A 14,081-nucleotide genomic window follows, 5' to 3' on the forward strand; every position below is an offset into this window, starting at 1 on the left:
CAATCGAACATGAAAAAGGGAAATAAAAGGTTTAGGGAGAGACGGCCTTAGCCTCTACTTCTCCTTTTCTGACCTTAAAGTAGGCGCTCCAGAGGGCGTAGCTCATATAGATGCCCAGCACGAAGAGTATTATGCCTATGACGAAGAAGAGCGCGTTGAGGGCCCACGCTGCCCCGGGGTACTGGGTCAGCGGCGGCTTGGCCAGCGGCTTCTTTATACCGAAGGTGCTCAGTCCGAAGGTGTATGTCTCCCAGAGGAGGGCGGAGAGTGTAACAACGGTCATGAACGCGGCTGGCACGGCGGAGTACCACGAGGGCTTGTTCATCTTGGCCACGTAGAAGGCCACCAGCGTGAGGGCCATCGCAGCGAGCAGCTGGTTGCTGCCACCGAAGTATATCCACAGGTTTATCCAACTGCCAGTGAGCGCGAATATGATGGGCAGTATCAGACCTACCACGGTGGCCACATACTTGTTCCCGAGCCACTCCCAAGAGCCCTTGAAGAGCTCGGCGCTGAACACACGCCAATACCTTGTGACGAGGGCCTGCACGGTTATAGCGTAAATTACGAGGAATATCGAGAAGAATGTCAATAGATACGCCTTGGAAGCATCTCCTCCGAGGAACGGGGCGGTCAGCAGTGTGGCTCCGTTCACGAAGGCCGATATCTTACCCTTGGCTATGAGGTCCGGTGAGACCACCATGTAAGCGGCGAGGGCCGATGTGGCGAGCAGCCCCTCGGTGAGCATCGCCCCAGCTCCCACAGGCCTAGCATCGGTCTCCACATCGAGCTGCTTTCCCGTCGTGGAGGTGCTGACAAGGCTGTGCCATCCTGATATCGCACCGCATGCTATGGACACGAAGAGTATTGGGAATATTGGACCTACATTCTGGACATACCATCCCTTGAACGCTGGCTGGATGAGCTTTATGCCAGTGGCAGGAGATATAAGGGCCCCGAATATTATCAGGAGGACCCCTCCTATGGCTGGGAATACTGCCACGAAGTTCATCGGAGTGATGAACTTGGGAAGCGGGACTATGGCTCCGACGAAGAGTATTATCGCTAAGATTATCGACCACACCTGAATGGACCACGGGCCGAAGAAGTCCTTCGGCGGCCAAGCCACGACAGTACCTATCCCAACGCTGATCAACGTCAGCGCTATAGCCAAGGCCGTCACACCGAAGATGTTAGCCTTGTACTTGTAGAGGAGCTCTCCCACTATGAGGCCGGTTATTATGATGCCTATGGTGGCAATGAAGGATCCGGGGAAGACGTTCCAGAAGAGCGACACGAGGTAGATGAACACCGCCGAGATTATCAGCAGGTAGAAGAGCAAGTAAGCCAGCAGTATCTTCCTTCCCCTCTCTCCTATGGCGTTATAGACGAGAGGACCCATGGATCTGCCCTCGTTCCTGACTGTGAGCATTATGGTGCTGTAATCTTGGACCCAACCGATGAACATGTTCCCTATCACTATCCAAATGAGCGCTGGCAGCCATCCGTAGGCGACGGCTATGAACGGTCCCAAGATGGGCCCCAAGGCAGCTATGCTCTTGAACTGGAATCCATAGAGGACGTATCTACTTACTGGAAAGTACTCAACTCCATCTAAGTACATGTGAGCTGGTGTAACTCTCTTCTCGCTCACCTCCCAGATGTGCTCGTCGACCCACTTGGCGTACACGTAGTAGGCGAATCCATAAGCAACTAGGGCCCCGATTATCCAGAGGGAGGGGGTCTCCAAGAACGCTACCTGCATATTTACCCCCCTGAAAGTGACCTTTAAGTAGGTAGGGCTAAGGTTAGCTAATTAACTTTGCTATATACGTCTTTTGCTTATAGTATGGAAAGATCTTTCACAAATTGAGTGAATGGATTTTCATACGGTCTCCGGGACCTCCTCCGTTAAGTCCCTCTCCCTGAGCTGCCTCTGCTTCCAACCCTCTATCTCGGGCAACAGATAAGGGAGGAGCCTCAACATGATGGGTGTGGTCATAAGCGGGAGGCCCAGCAGTTCCCCCATGATCAGGAGGTTTACCGCGTCCCTCAGCTTAGCCGCCTCCTTTCTCGTCTCCCAATATAGGTCGAAGTAGAAGAGCCCGAAGAGGAACTCCTTGGCAGCTCTCTTAAACTCCTCCCATCTCATGGCAGAGAACACCCACATCTTCGAGTATCTTCATCACATCTAGATCTGACGGGCCCTTAAACATTATCTGAATGGTCCTATCCGTGACATCGCAGTAATGGACCGTGAACAGATGGTTCTTACTCCTACCCGTTATGATCCCCCTCCCCACGTAGTACGCGGCGGGATGGCCCCCCATCTCCGTTTCACCAGTCTTCTCTATCCTGATCCTAGGTCTCAGATCCTTCCTGCCAGGTCTGACTACGATCCTCATGTCCACGGTGTAGCTTGGGGTCGCTAGTACATGATAGCTCTCCCCGTAGGTCACGTAAGCTAGGTGGCCCCTCCTCTCGTACTGAGTGATGTCCGATCCGTAGGCCGTGGCCATGACCTCCGCCTCATCCGGAACGGTGAGTGTCAGGAAGTCCACCGTACCGAAGAGGGAACTGACTGCCCTTATGTGTGCCCGCTTCATCGCTCTAGCCTCATCGCGGGTAGGCTTTATCCTTTACTCGATGCACTTTGGGATGTATGTACGAAATCGAGGTAGTGATAGCAATATCGGCCGTGCTAGCTGGCTGGTATTTCTTGGGCTCCTACCAAAATAGGAAGCTAACCTCCAAAGTGTGGACCGCAGTGCTGGAACAGATGGAGGAATTCGCCTCCGAGATTACTGTCAGGGAGCTTGGGGGCTCAGCCTTCATAGCCGTGGCTAAGGGAACTCGATTCCCATTCAGAAGGATTGAGATGGCCTATACGAGCCTTCCGAGGGAGATCTTGATCAATTACCTCATATCGAAGGCGATGGGGAGGAAGGACCTCCTCACAGTGGTGGCCGATTTCAACACCACCCCAAAGGGCGAGAGAACCCTGAGGGACTTCCCAGATCTGGCAGTGGATGCGCTCTCCCTAAGGATTCAGTGGAGGAGCCCCAACCTCAGGATAATCATGTCGGCTGAGCAGGCAATGAACGGCTCCCTTAAGAGGGTCCTATCAGCGGTCAGGACGGTATGCAGCTCGGGCCTGTGCTGATCATTCGAGCTCAGGTATGAAGACCCTAACAGAACCCCTATCCTCATAGGAGCTGAAAATCTCTCCTGCTTTCCTTATCCCGCTCAAGATAGATCCGAAGAACTCATCAGCGCTCATTCCCAATCGATCAGCCGACTTGGCGACCTCCCCAGCTCCCCTGACCCAGAAGGTGACCATGCCGGTGTAGATGCCCAGCCTCAGGTGGGTGGGCACGGGACTCCCCATGGGGAGGAACGCGTAACCCTCGGCCCTCCTGCTGGGCAGAAACCCCAGTTTCTCCATTTCTCCCACTAACTTCGATATCAGACCCTCCAGATCCTTGGGATCTAGGTAAGCGTACATCTCCACTTTTATGAGGAAGCTCTCGTAATCCATCTCAATCTTGGATAGGGATGGGACCACCATAAAAATGCAGCTCAGTGGGGGAGGAGATCCAGCATGAGCCCGAATCCCAAGAGTAGGCTCACCACCAAGTTGACATTGAAGGCCTTGGCGTACTCCCCCCTCCTAGCGAGGTAGTGTTGATAACCAAGCAGCCCGGCCGTGAGGCCTATTGAGATCGCAGAGAACACGCCATTGATTGCACTCAACAGCAGGACCAAGACCGTACCCACATGTAAGAGGAGCGAGAGGTTGAGGGCTACTTTCTCCCCGAAGCACGCCGGAACCGATTTAATCCCCAGCCTCCGATCTATATCCACATCCTGCACCGCGTACACCATGTCGAATCCTGCTACCCACATGGCCAAAGCGATAGAGTAGCCCCAAGGCAGGTTGGACACACTGTTCGACATGGCTATCGCTCCCGCAAGCGGAACCGCTCCGAGTACGGCGCCTAGGTGGAAATGAGGGAAGCAGTGGATCCTTTTAGCGAAAGGGTAGGTTACCTCCGCGAGTATTATGGGAAAAGCTAGTAGGAAGGCTAGCCAGTTGAAGTAGAGTGCGCTAAGGGCGAATATGGAGGAGAACAGCACTATAAGTAGGACCACGGTCAGAGCCCTCGCCTCCCCGGTTACGAGGGGCCTGCTGGCCGTCCTAGGGTTCAGGGCATCCAAATCTCTGTCGAAGAGATCGTTAGACAGTAAAGCGACGGATCTAGCTGAGAAGAGGGCGACACCTATCATCAAAGCGTCCAGCCAGTCGCTCAGTCCGAACATCAGCGCTCCGACGTAAGCGAAGGGTAGGCTGAAGAGCGTGTGGTGAATCCTTAGCATCCTCACGTAGGCCCTAAATCCCAAGCTCGGACCACCTCTCATCCACTCTCCTCGCAACCTCTGGATCTGGGGCGACGGGCTCGGGCCAGTCCCTCCCAATCTCCTCCCTTAGCTTCCTAGTCGCATCCATTATCATCTTCCCCCCCATCCTAGGGGCAACGCTCGCGTGGTCTAGCTCGTCGGCGACGGCGTTCTCCACGATCTGCACATCCCTCTGGGGATCCACAGTAGAGGCCACCGCGTACATCACCTGATTCAAGTCGTGCACATCCACATCGTGGTCCACAACAACTAACATCTTGGTCAGGGAGAACTGCCCTAGGCCGAGTAGCCCCATCGCCACCTGCTTAGCATGGCCGGGATACCTCTTCCTGATGGACACTACGGCAATGCCGTGGAAGAGCCCGTACTCCGGTAGGTTCAGATCCACCACCTCAGGCATGAGCATCCTCACGAAGGGTAGGAAGATCCTCTCCACCGCCTTCCCTAGAACGGCGTCCTCGAGCCAAGGATAGCCCACAACAGTGGCGTGAAATATCGGGTTCTCCCTCGTGTACATCCTCCTCACCCTGAAAACCGGGAAGGGGGCTGGTGGAGTGTAGTAGCCCATGTGATCCCCGAATGGTCCCTCTATGCGGGTTTCGCTAGGTGGAACAGTGCCCTCCATTACTAGCTCGGCTGATGATGGGATTAAGAGCCCACTCTCTCCCCTAGCTACCCGTATCGACCTCCCAGCCATGACTCCAGCGAAGAGGTAGCTGTCTATCCCTTCAGGCACGGGTGCCACTGCTGCGAAGGCTACGGCCGGATCAACGCCCACAGCTACAGCTACAGGCATCTCCTCACCGTACTTCTCGTAGTAGGCTGCCCCCCTCTTGTGTATGTGCCAGTGCATCCCCGTAACGTCCTTCCCCATTATCTGCATCCTGTAAACCCCGAAGTGATGTATCCCCGTCTCCGGATCTCTAGTGATGACGATGGGGAAGGTGAAGAATCTTCCCGCATCTTTCGGCCATGTTCTGATTGCTGGCACCTTATTCAAGTCGGGCTCATCCCATTCATTGTCCTTCCATAGGGCTTTGGATATCTTAGGTAGATATCTGCCGAAGCTAGCGGCTTCCCTCAGGGTCCTGACCTTCTCCCCTAAGGTGAGAGGGGGCGGTCCCCTAGCTAGTCTAGTGAACCTCTCTCCAGCATCCTCCAGCCTCTCCACTCCCAGAGCAAGCTTCACCCTCTCTATCTTCGAAAACAGGTTGCCAGCGAGTCTCCAACCCTCGAAACCCTCGATGTTCTCGAAGAGGAGTGCCGGTCCACCTCGTGCGACTCTCCTCAGGATCTCCGCTATCTCCAGCTCCACACTGACCGGAGCTTTTACCTTTCTTAGCTCTCCTCTACCCTCAAGCCTCTCCAGAAAGCTCCTGAGGTCTTCCAACTTTCACTCCCACGGAGTAGTCTCACGTTAAATTAAGTGTTTGCCGATCCTTTCCCTCAGTTCTCAGCTTCCTCCTCAGGAGTATTTTAGCCATCTCGCTCAAATTCCACCTTCCATATCTGTTGTAGAGGACATAGTCCTCCCGGCTCAATTCCCTCAGGAAGGATGCTATCAAGGAATCTACGTTGATCCTGTCTATCAGCACCCTGTAGCCTAGGGCCAATCCTGAGAGGAATGTCCCAGGAGAGAGGTTATCCCTAAAATCACTCAAACCCATTACATGAACATCGATAGGGGGGAGACCTCTCCTGAGGGCCCGTGAGGATATCTTGTACTCGACCTCCATCTTTTCCTTGGGTCTCAAGGATCCTTTCACAACTATCAGGAGATCGACATCCTTGGCATCCCTCCAGTAGATCAAGCTCCCAAAGACAAGTGCCGCTAGGACCCTATCTCCCAGCTCCTCCAGTACGAGATCCTTCAAATCCTTATATAATTCCCTTCTTCGCGAGATACCTCCTCGCAACATCCAATACCTCCCTAGCTCTCTTAAGAGCCTCTTCAGCTACCTCCCTATCGATGAACTCGTCGGGCGACACAACCTCACCTCTTAAGAGGAACGGATACCTGCTCCTAGTGTAGTACTCAGTGAACCACCCTATTATATCCAGAACCCTATCGAACTCATCCCTCCACTCATCCGAGAACGCTTCCGAGAATGCGGTCCCCAGCATTGGCCCGTGATTGTACACGTATTTCTTTTTGGCCTCTATCATAGCCTTCACAGCCTTCTCAACGCACTGTTGCAGGTGGAAAACCGACTCTGAGTAGTCTTCGAACTCAATTGATCTTAAGGCTCTTTTAAGGTCTTTCTCCGCTTCTTCGAAGTACTTTCTGGCGAACTTCTCGTAGAATACCAAACGTGTCCCTTTCTTGTCAGATAAGGCTTCAAACTTATATTTATCGATCGCAGCGGGATGCCACCACCATTATTTTATGACAGAGTGAAGGGAAGGGAAGTGGGGAGAGCATGAGAAGGCTCCTCCACCTACTAGCTCTCGTCGTAATCGTCTTGATAGCCTACGCTCTGATACCCAAGCAGCGGAGCCCCGTCACAGCTGCCACCATACAGGGGGGAATCAGCACACTCGACCTGATGGAGGGCAAGGCCGAGTGGCTAAAGGTGATGAGGTTCGATAAACCCTTGGACGTGGCCCAGGCCCTGTCGAAGGGCGAGGTCGATGTGGCAGTCATAACCTCGGAGATGTACGCGAAGTTCGCCCTCTCCTCCAAGGGGGAGCTGAAGATAATCGCCGCTGAAATGCTGCAGAATCAGGCGGTGGTAGGAGTGAGTGACCTGAAGGACTTGGAGGGTAAGAGGGTAGGCGCCACAACGGCCAGCGGGACCTACGCGATGTTTCAGGCGTACACGAGGCTCGCAAGTGTGAAGGGATATGAGGTGGTGGACATGCCCCCACCCCAGTTAGTGGCGGCACTGGATAGAGGTGATATAGATGCGGCGGTGGTCTGGGAGCCCATGGCCTCCAAGCTCATCGCCAAAGGCTATGAGCACGTAGATTTCGTTGACCTCGCTGAGAGGCATGTGGGTAAACAGCCAATAATGCTGGTGTGGGTCGCCACGGAGGACTTCCTGAGGAAGACCGACGATGTGAAGGCCTTCCTCGAGCTGAGGGAGGAGGCGGCTCGACGGTGGGATGAGGAAGCCCCCTCGATCCTCAAGAAACTCTATGGCCTGAATGACGATGAGGTAAGCATGCTGATGGCGAGGGTGAGGCTGTGGACCGATGATCTAGAGGGGGCGAGGGAGGGCATAATCTCCGCTTGGGAACTGGCTCGTCAGGGAGGATACCTGAAGGTAAGCGAGGACGCCCTAAAGGAGCTCGCATCTAAGGCCTTCTGGGGAGGCTGATCCTTCGACCCCCTCCTCTTTCCCGACCAAATCCTTAAGAGCCTTCTCGATGGTTGCTCCCGTTGGTGAGAGGTCAGGCACCATGACTCAGGGAAGGAAGGGGGCCGGTAAGGGACGGGAAATCGCTTTCAGGACCGGAAGGATACTCGCTGGCCTCTTCGTCTTGGCGATATGGATCTCAGCATCAGCGACGGGCATGCTCCCTGATCCCGCGGAGGTGCTGGCATACCTCCTCAGCATGAAGCTGGAAGATGTTGCGCCTCAGGTGCTCAAGACGCTGTACAACAGCATTACCGGATTCTCCCTGTCTTTCCTGGCCTCCATGGTGCTAGGTCTCCTGTCCCACAAGCTTTCCTTGGTCAAGGGGTTCTCGGAGGCCCTCTCCGAGATATTCAACAGCACCTCCGCCTTGGTCTGGTCTTTGGTCCTAGTGGCCACCCTAGGCGTGTTAAGCCCCCTCCCACCGATACTAGTGGTCGCAGCCGTGACGCTCCCCCATGTACTCACAGCTACGGTATCGGCTCTGTCCTCGGCGGACCCGGGTCTGCTGGAGGCCGTCAGATCGGTAGGAGCCAAGCCCTCTGACGAATTCTTCGAGGTGATCTTACCCAGCTCCGTACCGCTCTTGGCCTCGGCCTCAAGGGTCGGGTTGGGGACCGCCCTGAGGATAAGCGTGGTGGCCGAGGCCTTCGGATCAAGCGGCGGAGTAGGCTACATGATAATCAGGAGCTACAACTTGGCTGATGCCTCGGGGGTACTGGCTTGGTCCATCGTGCTAATTGCTCTGGTCCTAGTACTGGATCAGCTGATCCTCAAACCCCTAGAGAGGAGGGCCAAGAGATGGCTAGAGTGATGTTAGACATCTCCTCGGTATACAAGAGCTTCTCAGAACCTGTCCTAGTTGATATAAGCCTTAACCTGAATGGAGGCGAGGTCTTAGGGGTCGTGGGACCCAACGGATGCGGGAAGACGACCCTCCTGAGGATAATGGCGGGACTGGAGTTGCCCGACAGGGGGAGCGTCAGGAGGGAGGGGAAGGTCGGCATCGTGTTTCAGGAGGACAGGCTCCTTCCTTGGAAGACCCTCTGGGAGAATGTGGCCCTAGGGCTGAAGTATCACGGGATGAGGGGGGAGGAACTCGCCAAGAGGGTTAGGGAGTACTCGAGCATGGTGGGGCTCACCGACTCCGACCTGTCACTCCACCCTAGGAAGGCCAGTGGCGGCACTAGGAGGAAGGCAGCCCTAGTTAGGGCCCTCGTCCTCGAGCCGGAGATACTCCTCTTGGATGAACCGTTCACCGGACTCGATGTCAAGGCTAGGGCCTCCTTGAGGGAAGCCCTCAAGTGGATCTGGGACGAGTACGGACTCTCGACGGTGATAGTCTCCCATCAACTGGAGGAGCTGCTGCTCCTAGCCGATAGGGTCTACGTGCTAACTCCAAAACCAGCTAGAGTAGCTGAGGAGATAGATTTGAGGGGCATGGATTTGGAGAGGAGGCTGGAGAGAGTGAAAGAGGCCCTCTTTCACATATTATCGAGATCTGGAACGGAGTGATCTCCTAAGGAACCACCAGATGACTGGAATGGTGGCTACGACTGTCATGCCGATTCCCGTGGCCATGAACTGGGAAGTACTGTCCTCGAAGGGGATGTAGGCGCCGCATACATCCATCACTGCATGCAGCATGGAAGGACCCGCTATGTTCCATCCGAAGTAGTAGTAAGCGGCCAGCACTATGCCCGCCGCGAAGACCGATAGCAGGTGCAAGCTTACCTCTCTAAGACCGTATTTAGCAACTAGAAGGTCTATTGGAAGGTGACTAAGGGCAAAGAGGAGGGAGCTGAGCGAGGCAGCGGTCCAAAACTTCCATCTCCCCTCATAATCCGAGGCCATCATGGAGAAGTAGTATCCCCTGTCCACCAACTCCTCCGCTGGACCAACGACGAGGAAGAGGTGGAGAGTGCCCAGCAAGTTGAGGTCGGGCTTACCCCCCATCGCCAAGTGTATCGAGAGCAAGGATACGGAACCTAGAGCAGCGAGGGAGAGGGATTCCCCTATACCCCTCCTAGAAACGCCTACATCCTCCCAAGAGTCATCGAACCATCTCAGGAAGAGGTAAACCAGTCCAAATGAGACTGCAAGCTTGACAACGGATTCCACAAGCAGGGGGAGCGGCTCTGGAGTCAGGACCCCCCAACCGAGCATCCCGGTCACATAGCGGTAGGGGGTCCATATCAGGATGAACGCAATGAAGAGTTTCAGGGACTTGACTAGGCCTTCTTTTCCCACAGGAACACCGGGAAATTTGATGGCATCATATTAAAACTGGTCCTGATCGATTTTTGGACGCTTTCTGGTGTAAGAGCATACAAGTATGCTTATATACAAGAACCCCTAGGTATCGTATGCCCTCCACTACCACAATCAGGATCAGCAGATCCACGCTAAGGATGCTGGAGGATCTAAAGAGGAGAAAAAGGGCTCGAAACTACGATGAACTAATTATAACGCTCATTCAAGAGCTCAGAAATAGGGAACTGGACGCTAACTTCGGGATAGACAGGGGAAAGATCTCGAGGTTCACCGAGGAGGATAGAGGGGATGCTAGGATCTAGACCACTTGTGGTGGATAGCTACGCGTGGATCGAATACTTCCTCGGCTCAGACAAGGGGAAAAAGGTGCTAGAAGAGTTAAGGAGGGCAGAGGAAGTGATCACACCTTCCGTAGTCCTAGCCGAACTCGCACACAAGTACTTCAGGGAGGGTATGGACAGGGCTCAGGTTGAGGAGAGGATAAACTTAGTGAGATCGGTCTCCGCAATCCGGGATCTAGATGACCAAGTCATCTTGGGGTTGAGAGAGGCGTACGGCGTGCTGCTGGATAATGCGAGGAGGCAGGGCATGAGACGAAAACCAGCTTTAAACGATGCAATAGTACTCTCAACCTCCTTGATCGTTGAAGGATCCGTCATAACGGGAGATAGACACTTCAAAGGGCTGAATAGGGTTATTTGGGTAGGAGATTAGCTCCCTCAGGGTACTCGCGGCTTATAAATCGAGATGAGTGTCTACATACCATACCCAGAATTAATTTAGATCCACTATAAGAACCTGATCTTCAAATGAGGGTCTTCGGGACATCGGGATTCAGGGGATACGTTAACGGGAAGCTTAATCCTCTGAATGTAATTAAGCTGGCTTTATCCTTCTCTTCATTCCTTTCGGGTGGCAGGATAGCGGTTAGAAGGGATGCTAGGCTGCGCAACAAGATCATCCACCCGACCTTCGTGTCCGGTCTCCTCGCGGGCGGTAGCGACGTGATCGACTTCGGTCTCACCTCGACCCCGGCCCTGCTCCACGGGATGAAGGGGAATAGCGAAGGAGCCGCCATGATAACGGGTTCTCACACTCCTCCGGACATACACGGGATCCTCCTCTTCAGGGGCGATACGGCGGAGATCTTCGGAGATGAAGAGAGGGAGATAGAGGAGATATTCGAGGGTGAGAGGTTTCGATTGGTCGGGTTGGAGGACTTGGGTGAAGTTGAGAGGGGAGATGCCCTCTCCAGCTACAGGGAGGACGTGAGAAGTGAGTTCCCTACCCTGGAGGGCAGGATAATTTTGGACTCAGGCCACTCCCCCGCGGTTAGGGACTTCCTCCATGTGCTGGATGATTTGGAAATGAGGGTTCTGAACGGAGAGATAAGGGGGGACTTCCCCAACAGACCGCCTGAACCGGATCAGAAATCACTGGGACTACTTGGAAGGATCGTCAGGGAGGAGAGTGCGATATTCGGGCTGTCGCTAGATGGAGATGGGGATAGGGCCATATTCGTCGACGAGAGAGGAGAGGTGGTCCCTCCCGATAGGTTGGGAATCCTGTTCGCCTTGGAGGAGGCGAGGAGCAGGGGCATAAGGAAGGTAGCGTGCCCTGTCAACACAACGGGAGCAGTGGAGATCCTGAGGGAGTACGGGATCGAGATTATCTACACTAAGGTGGGCCCGCCAGCGATGGCTGAGGCTATACTGAGGAAGGGAGCGGGTTTCGCGTTCGAGGAGTCGGGGAAGTACATCTGGCCGGGGAACATCCTTTACGGAGATCCCGTCTACGCCACCGCCAAGCTGTTACGGGTATTGGATGGAAGGTCCCTCTCGGAATCGCTCTCATGGATACCCGAGAGGTACACTAGGAAGGGCGCGATTCCCTGCCCTGATCACCTTAAGGGAAGGCTACTCTCCGAGATTGAGGCATTGGTCGAACCGCTCGGAGATCTGATCAAGATAGATGGCGTGAAGGTGATCTTGGACGATGGAAGCTGGATGCTCCTCAGGCCCTCTGGAACTGAACCTGTATTCAGATATCATGTGGACGCACCCACGAAGGGGAGGGCTCTAGAGCTCGAGAGAAAGGCCCTGTCGCTGATCAGGAGTGCAGGGAAAACTGCAGGACTTGAGAACCTTAATTAAGATCCAGTAGCCCTTAACTCGGTGGTCTGCTTGAAGGGTTACGGCCTAATACAATGGGTCGATCTCTCATCGGGAGAGCAAAGACGTGAACCCGTTCCCGACGATCTGGCTCTCAAATTCATAGGTGGTAAGGGTCTCGGAGCAAAGTTGCTTTACGATATGACCGACGAGGGGACCGACCCGCTTAGCCCGGACAACCCTCTCATATTCGCGATAGGTCCCTTCACCGGGACGGCCGTTCCGTACTCCGGTAAGGGGACTTTCATCTTCAGATCTCCCCAGACGGGGATCATAGGAGAGTCCGTCGTGGGAGGTACCTTCGGGGCCGCCTTCAGGTGGGTGGGCTATACTGCCTTGGTAATAACGGGCAGAGCGGAGAAGCCCGTTTACTTGGTCGTGAGGGAGGATGGCGTAGAGGTGAAGGACGCCAGCTATCTCTGGGGGAAGACCATATACGAGACCGAGGATACCCTAAAGAAGGAATATGGACGCAGCTCCGTAGCCTCAATAGGCCCTGCTGGAGAGAACTTGGTGAAGTACGCGGTGATAGGTAATGAGAAGTGGAGGCAGGCCGGTAGGACCGGTGGGGGAGCTGTAATGGGATCAAAGAAGCTAAAGGCCATAGTTATCGATTACGATACCATGAAGTGGGACGCAGCGGACCCGGACGGTGTGAGGAAGTACACCTCAGAGGAGATAATACCTAGGGCTAGGGAGGAGCTGAAATCGTACTTCGAGAAGGGGACGACGGGCTTAGTCGAACTAGCCAACGAGTGGGGGTTCTTCCCCAGCTACTACTGGTCGAGGGGCAGCGTAGAGGGATGGGACAGGATAGCCTGGGATGCAATTGAGAGAGAGGTATTCGTACACGCAAAGGGATGCTTCGGCTGCCCGACCCCCTGCGGAAGGTACAGCAAGGTGAAGGAGGGGAAGTACGCTGGAAGCGAGGTGGAAGTGGAATACGAGACCGTTTACTCGATAGGCGGCCTAGCTGCCGTCACCGACATAAAGGCCATAGTATGGTTGAATGACCTCATTGATGGGCTGGGCATGGACACCATCACAATAGGCAACATATTCGGCTTCGCAATCGAGGCGTACAAGAGGGGCAAGCTTGATCCCGGCTTCAAGCTCGATTACAGCGAGCCCGAATCCCTGTACGAGATCACCAAGATGATAGCTGAGAGGAGAGGAGTGGGAGACCTGCTTGCCGAGGGAGTTAGAGCTGCCGCTGAGAAGCTGGGCCTCCAAGATCTTGCGATTCACGTGAAGGGACTGGAGCCCGCGGGCTACGATCCCAGAACCCTGAAGAGCATGATCCTCAGCTACGGAGTCTCCTCTAGGGGCGCCTGTCACCTGAGGCTCACCGGCTACTTCGCCGACATAAAGGGACTTGGAGGAGACAGGAAATCTGTCACAAAGGAGAAAACTGAAGTGTTAGCGGATCTTGAGGAGAAGGGCGTACTAGAGGATTCCTTCGTGATATGCAAGTTCACCAGAACCCTGATAGACTGGGAGCAAATGGCCAAGTACTACACGCTCATAACCGGAAGGGAAACAAGCATAACTGACCTTAAAACTGCCGCTAGGCGCATAATAAACCTAGTGAGGATGTATAACGTGAAGCTTGGCGTGAGGAGGAAGGATGACAGACTACCTAAGAGGCTGTTCAGGGAGTCCTTCATCCACGAGGGAGAGGAGAGGAAGATAACTGAGGAGGAGCAGGAGAGGTTCCTTGACTATTACTACGAGCTCAGGGGATGGGACAAGGACGGAGTCCCCAAAGAGGAGACCTTGAAGGAGTACGACCTGATCTGATGGTCCTTCTTCACTCTTTTTAGTTCTCGAGAAGGTCTGGACATCCATCTCTACCTCC

General features: G+C 54.4%; 17 protein-coding genes. 8 read left to right on the plus strand and 9 right to left on the minus strand.

The window, feature by feature from the left end:
* Positions 1-31 precede the first annotated feature (31 nt).
* The 3 genes from QI197_00155 to QI197_00165 form a co-directional block, all read right to left on the minus strand.
* The gene (locus tag QI197_00155) at positions 32-1,765 is read right to left on the minus strand and encodes a carbon starvation CstA family protein (GenBank protein MDK2371790.1); all 1,734 of its coding nucleotides are present in this window, start codon (positions 1,763-1,765) and stop codon (positions 32-34) included.
* A gap of 120 nt (positions 1,766-1,885) precedes the next feature.
* On the minus strand, positions 1,886-2,152 hold the full coding sequence (locus QI197_00160; protein MDK2371791.1) for a hypothetical protein: 267 nt from the start codon (positions 2,150-2,152) through the stop codon (positions 1,886-1,888).
* Positions 2,133-2,606, minus strand: coding sequence for a hypothetical protein (locus QI197_00165; GenBank protein ID MDK2371792.1), 474 nt, complete (start codon positions 2,604-2,606; stop codon positions 2,133-2,135). Before QI197_00165 ends, QI197_00160 begins: the two co-directional genes overlap by 20 nt.
* Positions 2,607-2,662: 56 nt before the next feature.
* On the opposite strand from QI197_00165, the gene QI197_00170 reads away from it, so the two are divergent.
* Positions 2,663-3,163 carry a hypothetical protein gene (locus QI197_00170; GenBank protein ID MDK2371793.1) on the plus strand — a complete coding sequence of 167 codons (501 nt, stop codon included), beginning with the start codon at positions 2,663-2,665 and terminating at the stop codon, positions 3,161-3,163.
* On the opposite strand, the gene QI197_00175 is transcribed toward QI197_00170, so the two are convergent.
* Genes QI197_00175 through QI197_00195 form a run of 5 tightly spaced genes read right to left on the minus strand, consistent with a single transcriptional unit; the run spans position 3,164 to position 6,729 of the window.
* A complete protein-coding gene (locus tag QI197_00175; GenBank protein MDK2371794.1) occupies positions 3,164-3,568 on the minus strand; it encodes a hypothetical protein in 405 nt (134 codons plus the stop codon). It lies immediately after the preceding gene.
* An 11-nt stretch (positions 3,569-3,579) separates the two neighbouring features.
* Positions 3,580-4,419 carry a 4-hydroxybenzoate octaprenyltransferase gene (locus QI197_00180; GenBank protein MDK2371795.1) on the minus strand — a complete coding sequence of 280 codons (840 nt, stop codon included), beginning with the start codon at positions 4,417-4,419 and terminating at the stop codon, positions 3,580-3,582.
* Complete coding sequence (locus QI197_00185) at positions 4,391-5,809, minus strand: UbiD family decarboxylase (protein ID MDK2371796.1); 1,419 nt, start codon at positions 5,807-5,809, stop codon at positions 4,391-4,393. Before QI197_00185 ends, QI197_00180 begins: the two co-directional genes overlap by 29 nt.
* 22 nt (positions 5,810-5,831) lie before the next feature.
* Positions 5,832-6,293, minus strand: a complete 462-nt coding sequence (locus tag QI197_00190) for a hypothetical protein (GenBank protein ID MDK2371797.1) — start codon at positions 6,291-6,293, stop codon at positions 5,832-5,834.
* A 4-nt stretch (positions 6,294-6,297) separates the two neighbouring features.
* The gene (locus tag QI197_00195) at positions 6,298-6,729 is read right to left on the minus strand and encodes a HEPN domain-containing protein (protein ID MDK2371798.1); all 432 of its coding nucleotides are present in this window, start codon (positions 6,727-6,729) and stop codon (positions 6,298-6,300) included.
* Positions 6,730-6,839: 110 nt separating this feature from the next.
* Here QI197_00195 and QI197_00200 point away from each other — a divergent pair, with 110 nt between their 5' ends.
* The 3 genes from QI197_00200 (at position 6,840) to QI197_00210 (ending at position 9,293) form a co-directional block, all read left to right on the plus strand.
* Positions 6,840-7,739 (plus strand): ABC transporter substrate-binding protein, encoded by a 900-nt coding sequence (locus QI197_00200; protein ID MDK2371799.1) that lies wholly within the window; start codon positions 6,840-6,842, stop codon positions 7,737-7,739.
* An 82-nt stretch (positions 7,740-7,821) separates the two neighbouring features.
* Entirely contained in the window at positions 7,822-8,592 is a 771-nt protein-coding gene (locus tag QI197_00205; GenBank protein MDK2371800.1) for an ABC transporter permease subunit, read from the plus strand.
* The gene (locus QI197_00210; GenBank protein ID MDK2371801.1) at positions 8,580-9,293 is read left to right on the plus strand and encodes an ATP-binding cassette domain-containing protein; all 714 of its coding nucleotides are present in this window, start codon (positions 8,580-8,582) and stop codon (positions 9,291-9,293) included. Before QI197_00205 ends, QI197_00210 begins: the two co-directional genes overlap by 13 nt.
* On the opposite strand, the gene QI197_00215 is transcribed toward QI197_00210, so the two are convergent.
* Positions 9,270-10,028, minus strand: a complete 759-nt coding sequence (locus QI197_00215; GenBank protein MDK2371802.1) for a CPBP family glutamic-type intramembrane protease — start codon at positions 10,026-10,028, stop codon at positions 9,270-9,272. The genes QI197_00210 and QI197_00215 overlap by 24 nt on opposite strands.
* 116 nt (positions 10,029-10,144) lie before the next feature.
* Between QI197_00215 and QI197_00220 the strand changes: the two genes are divergently transcribed.
* The 4 genes from QI197_00220 to QI197_00235 all read left to right on the plus strand — a co-directional run bounded on the left by QI197_00220 (position 10,145) and on the right by QI197_00235 (position 14,023).
* Positions 10,145-10,354 carry a hypothetical protein gene (locus QI197_00220; GenBank protein ID MDK2371803.1) on the plus strand — a complete coding sequence of 70 codons (210 nt, stop codon included), beginning with the start codon at positions 10,145-10,147 and terminating at the stop codon, positions 10,352-10,354.
* A complete protein-coding gene (locus tag QI197_00225; GenBank protein ID MDK2371804.1) occupies positions 10,341-10,766 on the plus strand; it encodes a PIN domain-containing protein in 426 nt (141 codons plus the stop codon). Before QI197_00220 ends, QI197_00225 begins: the two co-directional genes overlap by 14 nt.
* Before the next feature lie 95 nt (positions 10,767-10,861).
* Positions 10,862-12,205: a hypothetical protein gene (locus QI197_00230; protein MDK2371805.1), complete on the plus strand. Its 1,344-nt coding sequence runs from the start codon at positions 10,862-10,864 to the stop codon at positions 12,203-12,205.
* Positions 12,206-12,235: 30 nt separating this feature from the next.
* Entirely contained in the window at positions 12,236-14,023 is a 1,788-nt protein-coding gene (locus QI197_00235) for an aldehyde ferredoxin oxidoreductase family protein (protein ID MDK2371806.1), read from the plus strand.
* The last annotated feature ends 58 nt before the right edge of the window (positions 14,024-14,081 follow it).

The sequence above is a fragment of the Thermoproteota archaeon genome (assembly GCA_030130125.1).
Lineage (GTDB): Archaea > Korarchaeota > Korarchaeia > Korarchaeales > Korarchaeaceae > Korarchaeum.